Source organism: Paenibacillus sp. FSL E2-0190, assembly GCF_037992965.1.
Taxonomy (GTDB): Bacteria; Bacillota; Bacilli; order Paenibacillales; family Paenibacillaceae; genus Paenibacillus_AQ; species Paenibacillus_AQ odorifer.
Genome location: NZ_CP150306.1, coordinates 3,318,602 through 3,340,180 on the forward strand (window position 1 = coordinate 3,318,602; position 21,579 = coordinate 3,340,180).

Consider the following 21,579-nt stretch of genomic DNA (forward strand, 5'->3'; position numbering starts at 1 on the left):
TAGATTCATTAAGTCTATGATGGAACGAATATTTTTTTGGTTTAATAATAGACAAAAAGAGTCTTTAATATCTGCATATAGGAGATGATTCATATGATTTACGATTGCATTATTGTTGGTGGTGGACCCGCAGGCTTGAACGCAGCCCTTGTTCTTGGTAGGGCAAGAAGAAAAGTAGCTTTAATTGATAATAATCAGCCAAGGAATGCTGTTACCCATGCATCACATGGTTTTATTACAAGAGACGGGGTTACACCAGCCGAGTTTCGTCGTATTGCGTATGAGGAGGTACTACGTTATCCGTCAGTTGAGCATATCCAGACTGAGATTATTTCGATTAACAAAAATGATTCTGGATTTGCGGTACATGATTCGTTTGGTCGTCACATTGAAGCTCGCAGATTGATTTTGGCGACCGGGTTAAAAGAGGTCCTTCCTGAGATAGAGGGCCTACGACCATTATACGGAAAAAGTCTGTTTAATTGCCCGTATTGTGACGGCTGGGAATTACGAGATCAACCCCTTGTCGTTGTTTGCGAAAATCCACATGTTTTTCATATGGCTAAAATGCTGCTCAATTGGAGTAAAGATTTGGTTATCTGCACGAACGGCAAGACATTCCTTTCAGATGAACAGAAAAAAAGTCTTGAGGCTAAGGGAGTTGTAGTCAATGAACAAACAGTTTCCTCTTTTATGGGTCATGACGGGCAACTTCAGGCGGTTCGCTTTGCAGATGGTACTGAGATCTTAAGAACGGGAGGGTTTATTTCTCCGAATTTGATCCAAACGTCATCAATCGTAGACCATTTGACTGTAAAGCGGAATGATTCTGGTGGGTTTAGCACGGATGGTGCGGGGAGAACCTCGATTCCAGGATTATATTCGGCTGGAGATGTTTCTTATTTTATGCCTTCTCAGTTAGTGTTTGCCGCGGCTGACGGGAGTCGGACAGCTATGAGTGTAAATATGGATCTTATAGAAGAAGAATTTGAACTTTTTTAACGAATTATGGGTAGGAAGTTGAAAATAATAAGTATGCATGATAACATAATTACAAATTAATGATCGGAGTTGAAAAGTATAGTGTAGTAATTATTCTTGCGTCCCATGATGAATAAAACAACAACAATGGTTTATTTCGTTTGTTTTATTCTTTGTATGCAAGAAAGTTACTACTTCTTTTCACTCGAAAATATATCCATATCTAACTCCATTTGGGGCTGGATTTGCTGTATTTATTTGAGTCACAAGAAAGTAACTTTCTTGTGGCTTTTATTTTGTTAAAATACAGGAGGATTATTTTATGTCATTAATAAATGTCACAAATCTAACCTTTGCCTATGAAGGCAGCTACGATAACATATTTGAGAACGTAAACTTTCAAATCGATACCGATTGGAAATTAGGTTTCACAGGGAGAAATGGTCGAGGAAAGACTACATTTCTTAGCTTATTGCTTGGAAAGCATGAATACAGCGGTAATATTTCTGCTCATGTCAGCTTTGAATATTTCCCCTTTCAGGTGAATAACAAGGAGCTTAACACCATAGATGTGATCAGCGAGATTTTTCCGGATTATATTCATTGGAAATTAATGCGAGAGCTTTCTTTGCTAAAGGTTTCTGAGGATGTGTTATATCGTCCCTTTGATTCATTGTCTAACGGAGAGCAAACGAAAGTGCTGTTAGCCACATTATTCATTAAGGAAAATAGCTTCCTGTTGATTGATGAACCTACAAATCATTTGGATATGACGGCAAGAAAGCTTGTCAGTGATTACCTCAATACGAAAAGTGGATATATTCTGGTCTCTCACGACAGATCCTTTCTTGATAATTGTGTGGACCACATCTTGTCAATTAACAAAACCAATATAGAGATTCAAAAGGGCAATTTTTCTAGCTGGTGGGAGAATAAAGTCAGACAAGATAACTTTGAGATAGCGGAAGACGAAAAACTTAGAAGAGATATCAAACGCTTGTCAGCCTCATCTAAACGAACAGGTAACTGGTCACATGAGGTGGAAAAAACTAAAAATGGAACTAGAAATTCTGGATCTAAGTTAGATAAAGGTTATGTTGGACACAAGGCCGCTAAAATGATGAAACGCTCTAAAGCCATCGAGCAGAGACAGCAATCTGCCATCAACGAAAAGTCTAAGCTTCTTAAAAACATCGAAAATTCTGAGAACTTAGAGATTACGCAGCTTGCTTATCATAAACGTCATCTTGCGGAGCTGGACAATGTTTCGGTTTTTTACGGAGAGAAAAGGGTGTGTTCAGAAGTAAGCTTTACCATTGAGCAGGGGGAGAGAATTGCACTCTCGGGTAAAAATGGTTCCGGAAAATCAAGTATCATCAAATTGATCTGCGGTGAGGATATAGATTATACCGGCACCTTCACTATGGATAGCCAGCTTATCATTTCCTACGTATCACAAGACACTTCAGATCTACGGGGCGATTTAACAGATTATGCTAGAGAGAATGGGATAGATGAAAGTCTTTTTAAATCTATTCTGCGAAAGCTTGATTTCTCCAGAATTCAATTTGATAAGGATATATCCACTTACAGTGGCGGCCAAAAGAAAAAAGTCCTGATCGCCAAAAGTCTTAGTGAAAAAGCTCATTTGTATATTTGGGATGAACCGCTTAATTTTATTGATGTTATTTCACGTATGCAAATTGAGGAGCTATTGCTTGAATATACACCAACACTCGTTTTTGTGGAGCATGATCGCGAATTTTGCCATAATGTTGCCACGAAGATCATTGAACTTAGCTGATATTTTTAACATCGATTGAAAATTTCCAACTCTAACAGACCAATATTATTATATTAATAAAGATAATTATTATATATATTACAGTTATCCAATGTACTATAATGGTATAGTTAAACTTTATGATATGTAATTGATGCCTAAAGAAACAACCTATAGAATTGAACAACAGGAGGAAACAAGTTGAGTACACAGAGTGTGGGAATTCCATTAGAAGGTTTTGCAGAATTTAGCCGGACGGTAGCAGCAGAAGGTGCGGTACTGTTGAAGAATGATCATCAGGTGCTTCCGCTTGGTGAAAGTGATAATGTTGCTGTTTTTGGCAGAACTCAAGTGAATTATTATCGCAGTGGTACTGGTTCGGGCGGTAGTGTTCATGTTACTTATACGACCAACCTGCTGGGCGGTCTTCGCAGTAAAAAGAACCTTACGGTCAACGAAGATTTGGCAGCAGTATATGAGAAGTGGATTGAGCAAAATCCATTTGATAATGGTGGCGGCGTTTGGGCTGCAGAGCCATGGAACCAGAAGGAAATGCTTTTATCCGACGAATTGGTAGCTGAGGCTAGAAGTAAATCGAACAAAGCAATCATTGTAATCGGACGTACAGCAGGAGAAGATCAGGATAATGTCGATGGTTCAGGAAGCTACCAACTAACAGCTGATGAAAAAGCGATGCTGAAGCAGGTAACTACATATTTTGAGCAAACGATTGTTGTACTGAACGTCTCTAATATTATTGATATGAGCTGGCTGAACGATGAAAGCTATAAAAATCCGATTTCGTCTGTCATCTACTCTTGGCAGGGGGGAATGGAAGGTGGTAATGCAATTGCGGACGTGCTGGCTGGAGAAGTAACTCCAAGCGGAAAATTAACAGACACGATCGCATATTCCATCAACGATTACCCGTCAACACACAACTACGGTAATGAATTTACAAACCTTTATCAGGAAGATATCTATGTTGGTTATCGTTATTTCGAGACATTTTGCCCAGAAAAGGTTCAATATGAATTTGGTTATGGAATATCGTATACCACGTTTAAGCTCGAGCCAGAAGAAGCTAAACTTATTTACAAAGCTGGCGAACTTAATGTTGAAGTCGGCGTAACCGTAACTAATACAGGAACTACCTTTGCTGGAAAAGAGGTTGTTCAGGTCTATTATGAAGCTCCACAAGGAAAATTGGGACAGCCTGCTAAAGCTTTGGCAGCCTTCGCAAAAACAGAAGTCCTTCAGCCAGGCGAAGCACAACGTCTTACCGTGAGTTTCCCTGTTCATTCAATGGCTTCCTATGATGATGCTGGTGTGTCAGGGCATGCTTCCGCTTATGTGCTAGAAGAAGGCACGTACCGCATATTTGTGGGAACGAGTGTTAAAAAAGTGGAGGAAGTCAAGGTTGAAGGGAATAGCGGCTATGTCGTGGAAACTCTTCAAGTTGTGGAACAGTTACAAGAAGCTCTTGCACCCACGCAAAGCTTTACAAGAATGCAACCTGGTGTTCAAAAATCAGACGGTTCATATGAACTTGTTTATGCAGAGGTTCCAACACGCAAGATTTCGTTAGCAGAACGGATCGAGAGCAATCTACCAACAACGATCTCCCAGACAGGCAATCAAGGGCATAAATTAAGAGATGTATTTGAACAAAAAGTTAGTATGGAAGCTTTTATTGCCCAGCTTAGTGACGATGATTTGGCTGCCATTGTACGGGGTGAAGGTATGAGCAGCCCATTGGTTACACCGGGTACAGCTTCTGCATTTGGAGGAGTAAGTGATAGTCTATATAACTTAGGAATCCCTGTTGCATGTACGGCAGATGGTCCTTCAGGAATTCGTATGGATAGTGGAGCAAAAGCGACTCAGGTTGCGATCGGAACGCTTCTTGCAGCTACTTGGAATGCCGAATTAGTCGAAGAGCTGTATGTGTTAGAAGGAGAAGAGTTGGTACGAAACAACATAGACACCTTGCTTGGACCAGGTCTAAATATTCGTCGCAGCCCGCTTAATGGCCGCAACTTTGAGTATTTTTCTGAAGATCCTTTGATCTCTGGGGTGTTTGCGGCTGCATGTACACGTGGGATTATGAAAGGTGGCTCTAATGCCACGCTGAAGCATTTTGCCTGCAATAATCAGGAGAAACATCGCAGTAAAGTAGACGCTGTTGTGTCGGAACGTGCGCTTCGCGAGATTTATTTGAAAGGTTTTGAAATTGCAGTGAAGCAGGGTGGAGCGAATTCAATTATGACCTCCTATAACCCTGTTAATGGACATTGGGCCGCTTCAAATTACGATTTGAACACTACAATTCTCCGCGGAGAATGGGGCTTCAAAGGTATTGTCATGACAGACTGGTGGGCTATCATGAATGATGTCGTTAATGGTGGAGCTGCAGACCGGAAATTTACAAATTGGATGGTCCGTGCACAAAATGACCTGTACATGGTTGTAGCTAACTATGGCGCCGAAATTAATGGATGGAATGACAACACCATTGAATCCTTGGAAAATGGATCTTTGACTAGAGGAGAGCTGCAACGTTCTGCAATGAATATTTGTGAGTTCATCATACATGCTCCAGTATTCTCGAGAAAACAGCAAATTGTTGAAACAGTTGAGTCCTTTAAGGCTAATCCTTCACTTACTGCAGAACAAGTACAATCCTTATCTCAAAATCCACAGGTTAAGCCAGCCGTTGAAGGATCGACTTTCTTTGAAGTTGGCCAAGCTGGACAATATCGGATCCTCGTGCATATCATGTCAACAGAACCTGAGCTGGCTCAAAGTGCATGCAATGTTAATTTGAATGATCAATTGATGACAACCATTCAAACCAACGGGACAGAAGGTCAATGGATTAGACAAAAGCTTGTGAAAGTAGAACTCGAAGCAGGTCTTTATGAAATGAAACTGGAATTCATTAAACCAGGTTTACAGATCGACTGGATCGAATTTAATAAAGTTGACTAAGTAGCTCTAAATATAAGTTAAAGGAAAAACCCTGCGCTAATGCAAATCCTCCAATAAGGATGTTTACGATAAACATAATTGTTTAGGCACACAGCCGAACGATTACTGTTGAATTGTAAATAATCTATATTGGAGGATTTACTTTTTGGTGAAGTTTAAATTTGAATACATAGAAAGCCGTATGTCCACAATTTTGCAGTAAAACCTGATCTTAATATCGGTATTAAAATCAAGCCAAATCATCCCGAAGCGCGTCAATGATATTTTCTTTTTTTATCTTGCTAATGGCATACAACATTGTAATAAACACGATAAAGATTACGCCAAACACGCTAATTGCCATACTGCCCCACGGGAATACAAAATTAAAGTTATCTATCCTTTCTACGGCCACTAACCCTTCATAAATCAGCCACGAGATGATTCCCGCTATTGGAATTCCGAACAGCAACGTCCTCATCCCATAAAAGAAACACTCAAAACTCATCATCTTATTGAAATCGCGGTCGGACATCCCCAACGAGCGGAGCATGGCAAGTTCCCGCCTGCGCAGTCTGATATTTGTGGAAATAGTATTGAATACATTTGCAACCGCAATCAGGGAAATCATAATAACAAAAACATAGGTGAACACATCAATAACAAATATTAAACTGCGGTATTGTTCAACTATTGTATGGACATTGTAAAGGGTATAAGCAGACATCATTCCCGTATCCTGAATGATCGCTTCCATTTCAGCCACCGATTGCGAGGGATTATTTGAAAGAAAGGCCAGGCCCATTTCCGCATGGGTATCCGGGCTTTTAAAGTTCTCTTTAAGTGAATAGGGAGCTACCACCATAAAAACGTATGGCCGCTGCTCTAAAGATTGCCTTGGAGGCGGATCCACCGGGTACGTATCGACAAACGTAATGTTTATGCTTTGCCCCTGTTCCATCATTTGCTTGTCATTTGTTTGGGGGGCGACACTAAATGTCATGGAATGATTTGCAAACATATTAAACACTTCGCTTGGCCTTTCATTATTATCAATCCGCTTTTTGGCAACGGCAATCATCTTCGCGTCCTGCCCGGTATATTCATCTGCAGACAAACCCAATTCTTTGATAAAACTCAGATATTTGCTGTCCTCAATAAACTGGATGTCCATGGGTAGTTGAACCGTTTCGTCCGGCGTAGTATACCCCGCGTATTCCCGGTAACGGTCTGAAAAATCGCTTGCCTTAATTACGGATGTATACACATAAACGGTTTGGTACGAGCTTTCATAAACCCCGTCAGAGGTTTTAAGTTTGTTGTAAAGCGGGATCATTTCGCTGTCGTCCGTCACCTGAGTGGTAAAAAGAATGTCATAGTCCATGTCCATTATCAACTGTTCTGAAAGTCGTTTTAGAGTTGTTCCAAAAGCACTTCCCGATACAAACAGCACGACGCTTAAAGTGAGCGATAACACAATGCTGCGATAACGTTTTTTGTTTCTTTTAAAGTTTTTTAACGCAAGTGTACCCTCCAAACCGTAAATACGCTGTGCAAATTTTGATGTTTTTACCGCTTTCGATTCGGTTTTGACCTCGTTGGTCTGACGAATATTCTCCATCACGGGAGTATTTGCAGCTTTTCTGGCCGGGATATAGGCTGAAATCAAAATGGTAACTAAACTGACTGCTGTAGCTGCGACAATTGCGGGGACAGACAACGATAGGTTTAAAGGCACGGTGCTGTGGAAAGTTTTCCCGAAATTCTCGGCAACCATAGGAATTACAAGTCCGATACTGCCTATGCCGACCATAATGCCAATAGGTATGCCGACTGCACCAATGCAAAGTCCCTCAAATAGCACAGAATTTCGCAGTTGCCTTGCCGTTGCACCCACCGATGCGAGAATCCCGAACTGGCGTGTGCGTTCGTTCAGCGAGATGTTGAACGAGTTATAAATCAGAAAAATCGAGCCTATCATTATTATGGCAACCAAAATGCCGCCAACTGAGTACAGAAGCGTGTTGAACAGTTTATTGTCCGAAGCGCCCATGAAGCGCAGTACATCATCGTTAAAGACATAAGCTCCTGCTCCGACTGTACTGCTTGCGTAAGCCGTTACACCGTGCGGATTTTTCAGTGTGACAAATATACTGAAGTTGTCCGCTTGGTCTTTAGGATCTGCTTTCGTTATCAAGGTGTATCCCGGTGCGGAATGTTCCTCAAAACTGGGTCTTTCGCAGATACCTACAACCTTGTAGGTTCTCTCTGATTTTGGAACAAGGGTTTCTTTGTCCTCTCCCGATTCACCCCCGGTCTGATAAGGGTCGTGTTGGCCGAGATTCTTGTTTCCATTCAATCGGCTTCCAACAGAAAGTGAAAGTGTGTCGCCCAACTTAAATCTAACACCGCCCTTTGCAGTAACGTGAGACGGGACGAGAATCTCCTTGCTATTTTCAGGAAGCCTGCCGGAAATCAGGCTTGTGGGTAAGGTATCAAAGGCTTCCTCACTGAATCCGGCGATGAAAAGATAGGGCTTTTCAGGGCTTTTCCCGCCTTCAAGCGTTGCATAACCGATATTTTCAAATGCTGCGCTGTTTGCAACTTTACTGTCATGGGTTCTCTCTTGCACGAAAGAGGAATCAACATCCAAAAACTCAACGTGCCAACCGCCGTATTTCGCAATAGAACCGTTTACCAGATAATTTAACAGGGAAGTGCCAAAGGTAGCGACAGCCGTAATCATGGCGGCGGACAGAACAACTCCGATCACCGTGACAATCGTTCGGGAACGGCTTTTTTTCATACTTTGCAGTGTGACTTTGTTAAAAATATTCATGGCCGAACCACCTGTTCATCCCGCGTTACTTTGCCGTCTGTTATACCGATAATACGGTCTGCTTGCAGGGCAATATTTTCGTCATGGGTGACGAGGATCAGGGTCTGCCCATATTTTTTATTGCTTTCTTTGAGCAACTTGATGATTTCATGTCCATTTCGGCTATCTAAGCTGCCCGTGGGTTCGTCGGCAAGCATAACCGCCGGGGCATTCATCAAAGCGCGTCCTATGGAAACACGCTGTTGCTGACCACCTGAAAGCTGATTGGGTAAATGCGTTTTTCGATCTTGCAACCCAAGCATTTCGAGCAGGTCATTTAGCCTTTCCTCGTTGACCTTGCGCTTGTCCATAAGGATAGGCAAAGTGATATTTTCCACTACATTCAGAGTGGGAATGAGGTTGTGAAATTGGTAAATCAGTCCAACTTGCCGTCTGCGGAAGATGGCGAGTTTTTCATTGCTTTGGCTATATACATCTTGCCCGTTCAAATATACCTTTCCGCTTGTCGGTACGTCTACGCCCCCGACGCTGTGAAGCAATGTAGATTTGCCCGATCCGGACGAACCGATGATTGCGGTGAATCCTCCCTTTTCAATTGTAAGTGAAACATGGTCAAGCGCAGTAACTTGATTATTTCCCTTACCGTAGACTTTGCATAAATTTTCAATTTTTAAAAACTCCATTATGTGAGTCTCCTTTCTGATGGGTTTCCCATATAATAGAACCTTCAACTTACATCTCTGTGACTTTCAGGTGAGAGATCTGTCACTTTGAGAAACGAATGGTAAAGATTGCGCCGCCTTGCGGGTGGTTTTTTGCGGTAATCGTTCCTCCTTGCCGCGTTATAATCATCTTGCAGAGAGCCAATCCAATCCCGTATCCTGTAGCGTTTGGGTTTTTCCCGCGATAAAACCTGTCAAACAAGCAGTGCAAATCTTCTTTCTGAAAACCCGCACCGCTGTCGTGGATGACAATCTCGGTAAATAACCGGTTATCCGTACAATCAATCTCAATCCTCCCGTGCTCGCCTGCACTTTCTATACAATTTTTGAGGATGTTTTGAATTGCTTGCGAAATCCAACCTGGATCGCCTTGAATAAGTACTACTTTCGGCACGTCTATTTGCAAATCAATATAGCGCAGTTCTATTGGGATTAGGAACGGGCGAAGGGCGGAGCGTATCAAGCTATCTACATCTATCTGCTCGTTTTGGAATACCACAATGCCCGCGTCCAAGCGAGATAATTTTAGTAGAGAAGTAATCAGCCAATCCATCCGCACAAGCAATTCTTCTGTTTCTCGTATAAATGCTTTCCGTTCGTTTTCATTAGGGCTATTCTCTAACAAAGACAGAATGAGGTTGGCTGATGTGAGTGGGGTTCGGAGTTGGTGGGCTATGTCGGCCAGCGAATCGGCAAGATGTTCTTTTTCTTTTTTCAGCGCATCGTTTTGCTCCCGAATGCGCAGTAGCATTTTTGTTATCTCGCTGTGCAGAATAGAAAGCTCGCCTTCGTCCGACTCTTCAATGTACAGAAGGTCAGCATTATGAAGCACAAGGTCGATTTGATGTGAAATCCGTGCAATGCTTATGTATCGGGCTTTGGTAAACACGAAAAACGCTATGCCAAAAGCGGCGGTAGAGGTAGTGGTAAGGATTCCCGCCGTCATATTGATTGCAAATCCCAGCGTCACAGCGGAGGTGGCAATTAAGGAGAACAAAATGACAAAATGTCGAAACTCTCTATTCCGAAGCATACTCGTTCCCCAATCTATATCCCGTCCCACGAACAGTCAGAATAATTTGCGGACTTGCTGGATCGTTCTCTATCTTCTCCCGCAAACGTTTGATGTACACGGTCAGTGTATTGTCATTGACAAACTCGCCTGCAGCGTCCCACAATTCGTCAAGCAGCCTGCCTCTCGTGATAATACTTTTCGAATTGCTAATAAACATCAGCAACAAGCGGTATTCTAATGCTGAAAGAAAGACCTCGCTACCGTTTTTCTCCACAATGCCACTTGCCATATCGACATGAAGCCCGTGAATTTTAAAATCAGATATGGAACGCCCACTTTTTCGCAAGGCGGCTCCAATTCGTGCAATCAATTCACGCGGACGAAAAGGCTTAGTGATATAGTCGTCCGCGCCCATGTTCAGCCCGGTAACAACACTTGACTCATCGCCAGAAGCCGTCAGAAAGATTATGGGAATATCTTGCGTTTTTTTGATTTCCGTGCAAACCGCAAAGCCATTTCCATCAGGCAAAGAAATATCAATCAACGCCAAGTCAAATTTATTTCCGGCAAGCGCGGTAAGGGCTTCACTCCGCGTAGGGACATGAGAGACTGTAAATCCCTCTGAGCGGAGCAGAAGCACAAGGTTTTTAGCGATTGTCTTATCGTCCTCAACCAAAAATATCTGGTTCATTTATTTGCACCGTCCTTTACTTTACTGCAACTATATCGTCCGTTAGCCGGGTTTTTAGCGTCAATTGGAACAAGGCAAGTATTTCCCATTTTTTCGCTGATTCCTTTGTCGTTATATAATCTATGCATAACACCTCCTTAGATCTATTATATTTCTTTTGACAGAAACATACAGTCCGAGGTATAAACAAAAAATATAGGGTGTGTAAACTTATATTAAAGGCAGAAATATGAACGCTAAAATGTAATAGGGTTAAATAGTATGAAGCTAAATGTAACAGGAAGAAATCTCTCGAAAGAAAAGAGTCTGCAAATTAAGGATGAATTTCAAAAGCAATGTCTGATAAAAGGTTTAAAACAAGAAAAAAGCCGTAGGACTTGATAATCCTACGGCAAATCTCAAAAGCCGAAAACATCCTTATTGAACCGTGACAAATGCGCAGGGGATTTGTTCTGTAATAAAGCTATCCATCTAGTTTAAAGTTGAAAATACCTTACTCTGCTTGGAACTGGAACCACTTAAAATCAAACTGGCTCCCCGGTAGAAATATAAAGGTGACGGTTTGCGGACCGGTTATGCGCTCCAATACAAATTCTCTTTCGCAATAATCACTTGACTGTGTAAACTCCACAAGCTGTCTCTTTTCACCCTCTGGTCCGCTAAATAGAATATGCAGAGTATTTTTATCGATAGGCGAATGCCCGCATAAGGTTAGTTTAGTGCTTCCAGTATCACCGAAGTCCATATCTTTAAAGATGAGAGAGACGTTGTTACCAATATTTTTGATTTGTCCATCTGCCAGCGTAAAGGAATCCCCATAAATCTGATTGTATTCTAGAACGTTAAGTTCTTCGTACGCTTTTAAAGGCTTGTTAAACTGAAAGCCCTTGAGATGAATCTTTTTATGAAGAACAAAACAAAGGGTGGTGACACCTTTTATTCGCTCAGGTAATGGGTAGGTCTCCTCTTGATATACATTCCATATGGATGGTTTTTGATAGGTTACCTGTGTCAGCAGAGCTGCGTTTGGAGCATCCGGTGTACCTTTCCATATATCAATCGTATATTTATCGTTATCTAGCGCGAAGATAGGAAGGGTAAGTTCAGTAGTTCCATAATCACCGAAATCGATGTTGTCGAAACAGATCCAGCTTTCTCCTTCTCTTGCAGTAGCCACTCCGCGTTCATTCCCATTTGTTAAGTTCCGGCTCGTATTGCTATGATAACCAGCGGAAACAAACTCATAAGGATTCAAAAAGGCAGCTCCCATATCTCGAATATGGAATTCCATAAGCGAATACAGGCGCACTTGATCTGCACCGTTTTTCGTTGCACATCGTACATAGACGTCTCCGTCTCCCAAAGCCGAAATTACTGCTTCATGTCCATTTGCCTCAAGAACGGCTATATTGGCGTCAATACCGGCAGCATTCGTAACTCGCCATTCAATTTCCTGATAGGATGCGTTCTCTGGATGAATTTGCACACGAACCGGAAGTGAACGGGTGTCCTTCGTTAGTTGATTTCCTTGCGGGCATATGATTTCCAGCTTGCGAACGGGAATTTCATCTGATAAATAGTTTTGGGATAACTCGCTCACATCCGATAGAGATTGTGATGAGTGTTGATAAAGTACAAGCTCTTCGTCTTTAGAATGATCTAGCTCTCGTGCTTCCAAAGTCAGTGTAAGCTCAGCAGACTGTAAGCCATGGGAAGATGCACGTACAACGATTGTACCTGACTCCAATGAAGAGGCAATGACCGCAAGCAATTTGCCGCTGAACATCCGGCGACTTGTTCCTTTATATGAATCGTAGTCAGTGCTGTCACCATTATCCAAACCAACAAGACGCCCCGGTCCTTCTACAGAGATTTGAATACGATTATTGGCGTTCTCCACGGGACGTCCTTCTTGATCGAGGGTCGAGATCTCCACAAATACCAAGTCCGATCCGTCAGCAGTCATCTGAGTTTTATCAGGATTCATGACCACAGTGGCCGAATCTCCGAAAGAAGTTACCGTATCATCAGCGATCTGTACTCCGTGTTCATCATAAGCGACTGCTCGGAGAGTACCTTTGCTATAGGGGAGCTGCCATTCCCCAAGCAGCTTTTTACCATGTTTATGGTCAATGTTAACCGTGCCCATGGATTGATCATTAAAGAACAATTCGATTTGTGGTGCGTTGGAGCATACTCGCACATCAATAAGCTGCCCTTCAGAAAAATCCCAGTACGGAAAAATATGAATCATCGGGGCGACCTTGTAATCCGTCCATTCTGCTTGATAAATATAATAGGAATCCTTTTTGAATCCTGCGGTATCCAGTTGACCGAAATACGAGTTTTTAGTGAAGTACGGAGTCGGCTCCCCAATATAGTCAAATCCAGTCCAAATAAATTGTCCAGGTGAGTAGGTCGCATCACGATCTGCGATGATGCAAGCTTCTGTGTTTTTGGCACCCCAGCTAGTAGAACTGTTCCCTAAGGCTGAGCATTGTTCATCATCGTCAGACAATACAGACTGAGCATAAGGGAAGTGGTAGATGCCTCTGCTCTGTACAGTAGACGAAGTTTCACTACCATAAATAATCCAGTCGGGATGTTCCTCATGATGCTGGTCATAGTATTTTTCGGCATAGTTATACCCTGCGAACTTCACTAGATCTGCGCATTTCTGTGCATTCTCCCATGGCATATAGTTGGAACCGATAGTAACCACTGCATTTCCTTTAGGGTCATGAACCTGCACCAGATCACGTAATTCTATGGTTAACTCTTGGCCGCGTTCATCGGCATGGGTGTCGTATATTTCATTTCCGATACTCCACATGAGCATGGAGGGGCGATTTCTATCCCGGCGTACCCAGCTGGCAATATCTTGTTTCCACCAATCCGGATAAAATCTGGCGTAGTCAAAAGGAGTTTTACTGCGTTCCCACATATCGAATGCTTCGGAAACTATGAGCACGCCCATCTCATCCGCTAGTTCCATCAGTTCAACGGCTGGCATATTGTGGGCCGTACGAATAGCGTTTACGCCCATCTCCTGCAGGAGGATAATCTGTCTTTTTAGAGCTGCCTTATTCACCGCAGCCCCCAAACATCCCAAATCATGATGTTGGCATACGCCATGAATCTTCACCTTTCGGCCATTCAAAAAGAAACCTTGTTGGCTGTCAAACTCCATCGTACGGAATCCGAAGGTTTGGATTTCTTCTTCTATTACCTGATCATTCTCCAGCAGTTCAGTTTTTAGGGAATAGCAGTAAGGCTGGTTAATATCCCAGAGCATTGGATTATTGACGGATAAGAGGGCAGAGCTGGATACAGCAGACCCGACTTGTACTGGACTTTCATTTTCTACATGAGAGATACAGATACCTGAAGCGTCCAGTATACTGTGACGAATTATGTAGTGTTTTTCGCTTTGCAATAGATCATTGCACAAGACTTCGGTATCTACCTCAACATTCCAGGAATCCTCTTTTTTGTGAGTAGAGATATAAATACCATCAGGCACAATATGTGTCCCCGGATACGTCTTCAGCCATACACTGCGATAGATGCCCGCACCAGAATACCAGCGTGAATTAGGAGACTCATGAACCACTTGAACATAGATTTCGTTGATACCTTCAATAATGTATGGCGTGATATCTATTTCAAAAGTGGAGTATCCATTTTTCCAGACGCCTGCGATATGGCCGTTCACATAGAGAGTGGAGTCCATGTATACGCCTTCAAAACGAAGCGAGACAAGACTATTTGGCACTTTCTCATCTATAACTATGCTTTTACGGTACCAGCCTTCTCCGCTTTGATATAGATTATGTGTATCAAAAATTAGCCAGTCATGGGGTAAGGTTACGTCGATCCACTCCGAATCAGCTGCTATCACCGATTCTAAAGTGGACTTAAGCGGCTGTTTGCTGAATAACCAGTCATTATTTAATCTTGTTTTCTGACTCATGAATGAAGTTCTCCTTTATCTTTGGAAAATTTAGAAGTGGTTATTAACGATGTGAATGATTTCCGTAAAGCCTTTTGTACTCTTTTTTATCATATCAAAGATTTTGCAAAAAGACATTCACGAAGAAGAGTAAAAAAACTGTTATAACAACGCTATTGAAATCGCATTCAAAATGATAACATGCCATTGGTAAATTATCTATTTATTTCTTAATATATCTTTTATTGCGGAGGATGAAATTTATACAAAAACAGTACTAATAAATGATGCAGAGAAGTATCTCTGGTCTATGAAAAATGATTTCGCTACAGAAGCTAATGAAAGTGAAGTGAGGGAAATTGCCTGGTACACCGGCTAAGATGTGTTGAGCTTATCGCTGATTTAATACTTTACAAATACTTGTCTGCATGTACTTGTGTTTGTTCGAATAAGTTAGAAAGAAGGACAGGACAAACCATAGGTGGAGATGCGTATAAATGGGGATGCGTAAACAAAGTTTTATTCGTGGCACGTTCATATTAACCGTGTCGTCATTTTTCACAAAAGGGCTTGGTTTTTTGAACGGAGTCTTACTGGCACGTTTTTTGGGAGCAGAGGGAGTAGGGCTGCTTATGATTGCTCATCCACTGCTTCCCTTATTTATTACGCTGACAGAGCTGGGGCTTCCTGTTGCGATTTCAAAGCTTGTATCGGAAGCTGAGGTTAAACAGGATGAAGCGCGAGTAAAGCGGATTCTCACAGTATCCTTAAGTATTACGGGTACGTTGAGTATTATATTAACTTTAGTGGCTCTATTTGGCTCCAAATGGATCGCATCGATTTTTTTGGCCGATCAGCGGGCGTATTATGCTATGGTTGCTATTACGCCGATCATTCCAATTATTGCGATGTCTGCTGTACTGAAAGGTTATTTTCGTGGAAAACAGAACATGAACCCACTTGCCTTTTCCGATATTATTGAGAATCTGGCGCAAATCATTGTCATTATCGGTGTGGTCAACGTTTTGTTGCCCTACGGTATTGCCTATGCGGCTGCTGGTGCAATGGCTGCCTCCGTTGTTGGGGAAGGTTTTGGTTTGCTCTATTTGTTTGCTGTTTTCAAATGGGCAAATCGAGGTAAGATCAAAACCTCTCCACCACCTACGTCAAGAATTTCAATTAAAGGAGACAGTACGTTGAGAGATTTGCTGCGCATCGGCTTACCGATGACAGGCAGCGGTTTTATTCATTCTCTCTATCATGCCTTTCTACCACTGCTGATTACGAAAAGTCTAGTACTGTTTGGTGTGGGTGTTGAGATGGCGACCAAGCAATTCGGACTTCTGGCGGGTTATGCTCTTCCCATGTTGTTTCTCCCCAGCTTCTTCACACAATCGTTGTCGACTGCATTAATTCCGGCGATCAGCGAAGCAAGTGTGAGCAACAATAGCAAGCTTATGCATAGTCGGATGGATATGGCTATGCGATCCGCGCTTATAGTAGGTTTCCCATGTACAATCATCCTGTACTTATGGGCTGTACCCTTAACAACCATGATCTATCATTCGCCAGAAGCGGGCGAGCTGTTAAAGTTAATTGCACCCTTATTTTTTCTTTATTATTTCGGAGCGCCACTGCAAGCAATTTTGCTTGGTTTGGGGAAAGCATCAACGGTTATGTGGAATCATATTCTTACGAATGTCTTTGAAGTGATTGCGATCTTTGTTCTAGGTTCTAATATTGGAATCGAAGGGGTGGCCATGGGATTCGGACTGGGGCTCTTGCTGCTGACACTGTTGAATTTTTTATCTGTGGCAGGAACGATCGGATTTTATTTTGACTTTCGTATTGTATTCAAGGTGGGAGCGGGAGGAATTGTCATGGCGCTTAGCGGGTTGGCGGCTCACGGAATTCTGGAGCGATTGGACCTGGGGCAGATTATTCAACTGTTCGGAGCGTTGCTTGTTTCGTTAATCACCTATGCAGCAACATTGCAGGTAACCCATGCGTGGGAAAGGGCACCAAAACCACCAACAATTACACCTGTTTCTTGAAAGAGGAGGGGATATTCCGGTAGCATGCTCCAAAAAGTAAAATGAGTAATGCAACCCTCTGTGTACCCGTATGGGGGCGGATGAAGGTAATGGATGGGGAGCAGCGAGATGTTTAACTGTATTTTGTGCAGCTATAATCGTTCAAAACAGTTACACATTGAAAATAGCTGTATTTCTTACATCTATTCTCACGAGTTTAAGCCTATTAGGTGATTTCTCTTGATTTTAATTGTATAGAATGCAGTTAAAGTCGGAGTTATTCCCTAGCAATATGGATTAAGTGTATAAAATACAGTTATCTCATTAGATTGCGTTAAAATCTTGCGCTACAAATATACGGAGTGGGGATATCAGAAGTTACAGTCATAATTTGCTCAGGCAAACCGCCAGTGATCCAAAATATCAGGCAATGATCCTTGATTATCGGAGATTGCTGCCTAATTGACCATGTGTTAACTACGCTCAATTGCCTCAAAGCAAAAATGGAGTCTATCTCATAAGTAATTTAAGTAATTCTTATAGGGATGATTCATATGGCAAGTTGGATTGATTAGGTAACATTTTGCGCACACGTATTTGCTATCGGACACAGCTGACCTTAAGAGCAGATTTAGCTTACATTTGGAATTTTATCGGACCCCATCGCAGTTATTACCATGAAAAACTCCAAAAATGACTCTCTTTTTAAGGAATAGTTGCACTGGAGTCCGTAACCTAACTCAAAAGCCTAAAAACAAGCAAATAGCGTCTTCTGAGTCCTAAAGCTCTAATCTTGATTAAGACTGGGTGATTTAGGTAGGTGCAACGGATAAAAGCATTCGACCCCCGGTTCATAACAGCAAAGCAACAATTCTCCTATAACGGATGATCGCTGCTCTGCTGTTTTTTACTAAAAGAAATAGTAGGCGGTCTTTATGGAAAGAAAACATGTAGTATAGTTTGAACAGATGAATACGTACTGGAGCAAGTTATTGGAGAGGGTAGGGGAGCTGATATACCAATCCCTATGGCATTTAATGAATGATTTGGTTGCGTTACTGGTTCGTACCCGTTTACGGACTGACTGTAATGGAGATGTAGACTATTAAGTAAGTACTGATAAGGAGAGTTTGTCGTAAAGGACGGCAAATGGTGCGATTCAAGCTTTTACGAGACAGTTAAAAAGTGGAGCAGGACAACGCTAGTTATTACCGAGTATTACCGAGTATTACCGAGTACTAACCTTGACCGTATTTTTTTCTGTAATGACTCAGTGTGAGTAGTGGCCAGATATACCGATAACTATGATAATTGGAATAGAAATTACCGGGGAGACCAGCGCCAGTGGGATAAGAAGTTTTCCAATCCTCTTCATGAATAGACGTGATTAGTCTTTGAATTCCTTTTTCCACCGCAGCTGTTGGCTCTGGCTGAACGGCGATAATCGCATCGAGTGCCCAGGCGGTTTGTGAAGGTGTGCTTTCTCCTAAAGGAACATATTGTAGTAGCCGGTCGCTGTGACAAGACTCCCCCCAACCGCCGTCCGAGTTCTGAATGCTTAGAAGCCACTTCACTCCTTTTTGCAATGTATCATGATTTATAGGGAGCCCAACAGCCTGCAGGCCTGTTAATGATGCCCAAGTGCCATAAATATAACAAACACCCCATCTTCCGTACCACGAACCATCCTTCTCCTGATGTTGAATCAGCCATTTTGTACCCCTTTTAATGAACTCGTGTTGTGTATTTAAACCAGCGAAGTTTCCGAGAAACTCCAAAGTTCGTCCGGTAAGATCTGCTTCCGAAGGATCAATGGCTGCAGATTTAGCACCATCGATAGCGAGCCATGTGAGCATTTCTTTATTGGTGTTTTTTTCGAATGCCGGCCAGCCGCCGTCGTTATTTTGCATCGATAGGACCCAATTCAGTCCGCGATTCCATGATTCCAGATATGAAGGGTGAATGGTTGATAAGCTTCGGATGGCTCGCAAGGCTGCCGTTGTATCATCTACGTCCGGATTGATTGTATTAGACTCAGAGAATCCCCATCCACCGGGAACTATATCCGGATTATGGATGCTCCAATCAGCAGTTTTATGATGCTGTTTTTCCAGAAGATAAGAAGCAGCGTGTTTTATTCCTTTGTGATCAACTGGAATTTGTGCCTCTTGTAAAGCATAGGAGATTAACGCTGTATCCCATATTGTAGATGGAGAGTTTTGAATTGTAGTATTATGATTTGATTGGCATTGCAGCGCGGTGAGACCTCGAATGGCCTGTGTAATTATCGGATGCTGCCGATCATAATCGAGAGCAAGCAGGGCAAAAACCATAAGAATTGTACTGCTGGCATAGCTGTAAAAGGTACCGTCGGATTCGATTCGCTGGAGCATATATTGCTCCGCTTTGTTTTTGGCAGCTTCATGTATGTAGTGTGGACTCCCGAGTAATCTGCTCAAACCCATTTGAATAACATCCTGCATCTCCTGATATCCACGGGTAGGCGATTCATCTCTATCCAATCGTGTCTCCATAAGATCTGACAGATCAGGAGCATGGGTTGTAGTGATCGAAAATCGCCGATCGGCCATAATGAGCATAGGAGTGAGGTGTACCCTAGAGTAGCCAGAGAATTCGAAATAGTTAATTGGGAAGTAAGACGGAAACAAAAGCACCTCCAGTGGAATCGAAGAAATTGCTAAAGGCCACTTGCTTTGACCCGTTGCGGCGAGAATGACTCTAGTTAAGATACTTGTGACCTTGCCTAAACCACCTTTAGACAGTATATAACGCTTAGCCCGAAGTATTGGCTCGTCTGTTATCTTACTGTATCCAGAATAGAGCAGGGCATAATAAGCTTCGACTGATGTGGATAAGTTCCCAGCTTCTTCGTCCTTATATAACTGCCAGCAACCCTCTCGCTGTTGTGCATCAAGAATGCGATCATGTAGCTGCCGAATGAGCGTTTCATTCTGTAGGTTCAACACCCTAAAGAGAATGATCATATAAGCATCGATCACAATCCCGTTCTCAAAACAAAAATGCCATGAGCCGTCATCCTTCTGTTGTTGTAGCAAGAACGTTGACAAACGTTCGATTTCTTCATCTACTTTACTTAGTATATCCGTCATGTTTTGGGTTCCTCCGAAGGGCATCATTTTTAACATTATATGAAGTCGGAGAACAGGACATGAAAAAGAGCTGCTTAGTCGCTTTTACGCAACTTTGCAGCCCTTTTTACATTCCCTCTTAGAATTATTAAACGGTTAATTTTCAATCACAATACGATTTAGCTTGAGATTAACCGGAGCTGCAATGGTGTCACCTACAGGGCATTTGCTCTCCAGAAATTGTACGAACTGTTCGACCTTCTCAGCAGGGGATGGAGTCTTTATGTAGAATGTATACCGAATATCGGAATAGCCAGGACGTACTTCAGAGCGGTTGAAGAATCCGTCGAGATCCAAGTCACCTTCTACATCTACTCTGAAATCTTCAAGCTCCACCTCAAATTTAGAGGCGTAGACCCGAGCTACAATGGATTGGCAGGCACCCAAAGAAGCGAGCAAAGCTTCAACAGGATTCATTCCTGTATCCGTACCCCCTAGACTTGTCGGTTCATCGATGACCAGCTCGAATTGTCTTGCATTAGTAACGACCTTTACGCCGTCTTGCAAATGAGCAGTTGCTTTGAAAGTTTGAACATTTGGCATGTGTTTACACTCCTTCTTGTGGACAAACTAAGGATGATTTAATGTTTCTTATTTTTTGAAATTCATAGTATGTTTCTAGGAATTGTATAGATTATAGTTCTATTCTGTATACCCGTCAATACATGATTAAAATTATAGTTAGGAGGCAGCTAGAGTGTCGACCGAAATTGAGGGCTATTTGGACTATCCTATGGTTGCAATTCCAGGGGGAAAAATAGAATTAAGAGACGATCGGATAAAGCGTAGATGGAAAGTACAATTCAAACCGTTTCTTCTTGCACCCTATCCTGTAACTATGGATCTATCCAATGCTATAATTAATAACTCATCTCAGGGAGATCTAAAGCCGGTTGTGAATATATAGGTGAAGATGGTATACACATTACTTGGGATAAGGAGTCAGACGGCTTCCATCTTGCCCGGTCTTATTAATGGGCTATGGTTTTGTAAGTGGAATTAGAGGAGGGAATAATTATGCGCGAAGGGCACATAGATAAGCACGGTTATAACGAGCATCGAGAATACGGAGAGCATGAAGAAATGAATATAAATGGAGTCAAGGAGGGTTCGGAGCATCCTCACAAAAGCGCTCAGACCTTTCGTCGTGCTAGGGCGATCGCATTTTTGGACAAGCTAATGATTAATCGTTCGGCGTTGCAGCAGCAGCTAAACGAGTCAGAGATTGAATCGGCAAAACAAGTCATTAGTGGTGAACTAAAAGCTACGGAAGCGATCATCGATGAGTTCATACATATGTTTCAGATTCATGAGATAACTTCTGATAATAGAGAAGAGAGAAGATAGAACCTAAGCCACTCAGCTATATAGAGGTGTTCATTCCCTAAGTTTTGATATGAATGAAAAAAAGACTTCTGAAGAA

General features: G+C 42.3%; 12 protein-coding genes and 1 pseudogene. 6 read left to right on the plus strand and 7 right to left on the minus strand.

Going from position 1 to position 21,579, the window contains the following annotated elements:
• The first annotated feature begins 93 nt into the window (after positions 1-93).
• The 3 genes from NST25_RS14550 to NST25_RS14560 all read left to right on the plus strand — a co-directional run bounded on the left by NST25_RS14550 (position 94) and on the right by NST25_RS14560 (position 5,755).
• The gene (locus tag NST25_RS14550; RefSeq protein WP_339191021.1) at positions 94-1,002 is read left to right on the plus strand and encodes an NAD(P)/FAD-dependent oxidoreductase; all 909 of its coding nucleotides are present in this window, start codon (positions 94-96) and stop codon (positions 1,000-1,002) included.
• Positions 1,003-1,303: 301 nt separating this feature from the next.
• Entirely contained in the window at positions 1,304-2,785 is a 1,482-nt protein-coding gene (locus tag NST25_RS14555; RefSeq protein WP_340394287.1) for an Lsa family ABC-F type ribosomal protection protein, read from the plus strand.
• A gap of 180 nt (positions 2,786-2,965) precedes the next feature.
• Positions 2,966-5,755, plus strand: coding sequence for a glycoside hydrolase family 3 C-terminal domain-containing protein (locus NST25_RS14560; protein ID WP_340394288.1), 2,790 nt, complete (start codon positions 2,966-2,968; stop codon positions 5,753-5,755).
• A 229-nt stretch (positions 5,756-5,984) separates the two neighbouring features.
• Here NST25_RS14560 and NST25_RS14565 read toward each other — a convergent pair whose 3' ends face one another.
• The 5 genes from NST25_RS14565 to NST25_RS14585 all read right to left on the minus strand — a co-directional run bounded on the left by NST25_RS14565 (position 5,985) and on the right by NST25_RS14585 (position 14,974).
• Positions 5,985-8,573 (minus strand): FtsX-like permease family protein, encoded by a 2,589-nt coding sequence (locus tag NST25_RS14565; RefSeq protein ID WP_340394289.1) that lies wholly within the window; start codon positions 8,571-8,573, stop codon positions 5,985-5,987.
• Positions 8,570-9,256, minus strand: coding sequence for an ABC transporter ATP-binding protein (locus tag NST25_RS14570; RefSeq protein WP_076125710.1), 687 nt, complete (start codon positions 9,254-9,256; stop codon positions 8,570-8,572). Before NST25_RS14570 ends, NST25_RS14565 begins: the two co-directional genes overlap by 4 nt.
• Positions 9,257-9,338: 82 nt before the next feature.
• Positions 9,339-10,328 carry a HAMP domain-containing sensor histidine kinase gene (locus tag NST25_RS14575; protein ID WP_340394290.1) on the minus strand — a complete coding sequence of 330 codons (990 nt, stop codon included), beginning with the start codon at positions 10,326-10,328 and terminating at the stop codon, positions 9,339-9,341.
• A complete protein-coding gene (locus NST25_RS14580) occupies positions 10,315-11,001 on the minus strand; it encodes a response regulator transcription factor (RefSeq protein WP_076278442.1) in 687 nt (228 codons plus the stop codon). The genes NST25_RS14575 and NST25_RS14580 overlap by 14 nt, the downstream gene beginning before the upstream one ends.
• 493 nt (positions 11,002-11,494) lie before the next feature.
• The gene (locus NST25_RS14585) at positions 11,495-14,974 is read right to left on the minus strand and encodes a sugar-binding domain-containing protein (RefSeq protein ID WP_340394291.1); all 3,480 of its coding nucleotides are present in this window, start codon (positions 14,972-14,974) and stop codon (positions 11,495-11,497) included.
• Between the two features lie 476 nt (positions 14,975-15,450).
• On the opposite strand from NST25_RS14585, the gene spoVB reads away from it, so the two are divergent.
• Positions 15,451-17,007 carry a stage V sporulation protein B gene (gene spoVB, locus NST25_RS14590; RefSeq protein WP_076302059.1) on the plus strand — a complete coding sequence of 519 codons (1,557 nt, stop codon included), beginning with the start codon at positions 15,451-15,453 and terminating at the stop codon, positions 17,005-17,007.
• A 1,217-nt stretch (positions 17,008-18,224) separates the two neighbouring features.
• Here spoVB and shc read toward each other — a convergent pair.
• Both shc and NST25_RS14600 read right to left on the minus strand, forming a co-directional pair.
• Positions 18,225-20,117, minus strand: a complete 1,893-nt coding sequence (shc, locus tag NST25_RS14595) for a squalene--hopene cyclase (RefSeq protein WP_076303776.1) — start codon at positions 20,115-20,117, stop codon at positions 18,225-18,227.
• 135 nt (positions 20,118-20,252) lie between these two features.
• Positions 20,253-20,699 (minus strand): OsmC family protein, encoded by a 447-nt coding sequence (locus tag NST25_RS14600; protein WP_076125698.1) that lies wholly within the window; start codon positions 20,697-20,699, stop codon positions 20,253-20,255.
• Between the two features lie 190 nt (positions 20,700-20,889).
• Between NST25_RS14600 and NST25_RS14605 the strand changes: the two are divergent.
• Both NST25_RS14605 and NST25_RS14610 read left to right on the plus strand, forming a co-directional pair.
• Positions 20,890-21,057, plus strand: a pseudogene (locus NST25_RS14605) (formylglycine-generating enzyme family protein); the annotation flags it as partial.
• 116 nt (positions 21,058-21,173) lie between these two features.
• The gene (locus tag NST25_RS14610; protein WP_256717452.1) at positions 21,174-21,503 is read left to right on the plus strand and encodes a hypothetical protein; all 330 of its coding nucleotides are present in this window, start codon (positions 21,174-21,176) and stop codon (positions 21,501-21,503) included.
• Positions 21,504-21,579 lie beyond the last annotated feature (76 nt).

Coding starts and splice junctions, on each gene's coding strand:
- NST25_RS14550 (WP_339191021.1), top strand. CDS start 94: ATGATTTACGATTGCATTATTGTTGGTGGTGGACCCGCAGGCTTGAAC.
- NST25_RS14575 (WP_340394290.1), bottom strand. CDS start 10,328: ATGCTTCGGAATAGAGAGTTTCGACATTTTGTCATTTTGTTCTCCTTA.
- spoVB (WP_076302059.1), top strand. CDS start 15,451: ATGGGGATGCGTAAACAAAGTTTTATTCGTGGCACGTTCATATTAACC.
- shc (WP_076303776.1), bottom strand. CDS start 20,117: ATGACGGATATACTAAGTAAAGTAGATGAAGAAATCGAACGTTTGTCA.
- NST25_RS14600 (WP_076125698.1), bottom strand. CDS start 20,699: ATGCCAAATGTTCAAACTTTCAAAGCAACTGCTCATTTGCAAGACGGC.
- NST25_RS14570 (WP_076125710.1), bottom strand. CDS start 9,256: ATGGAGTTTTTAAAAATTGAAAATTTATGCAAAGTCTACGGTAAGGGA.
- NST25_RS14585 (WP_340394291.1), bottom strand. CDS start 14,974: ATGAGTCAGAAAACAAGATTAAATAATGACTGGTTATTCAGCAAACAG.
- NST25_RS14610 (WP_256717452.1), top strand. CDS start 21,174: ATGCGCGAAGGGCACATAGATAAGCACGGTTATAACGAGCATCGAGAA.
- NST25_RS14580 (WP_076278442.1), bottom strand. CDS start 11,001: ATGAACCAGATATTTTTGGTTGAGGACGATAAGACAATCGCTAAAAAC.
- NST25_RS14555 (WP_340394287.1), top strand. CDS start 1,304: ATGTCATTAATAAATGTCACAAATCTAACCTTTGCCTATGAAGGCAGC.
- NST25_RS14565 (WP_340394289.1), bottom strand. CDS start 8,573: ATGAATATTTTTAACAAAGTCACACTGCAAAGTATGAAAAAAAGCCGT.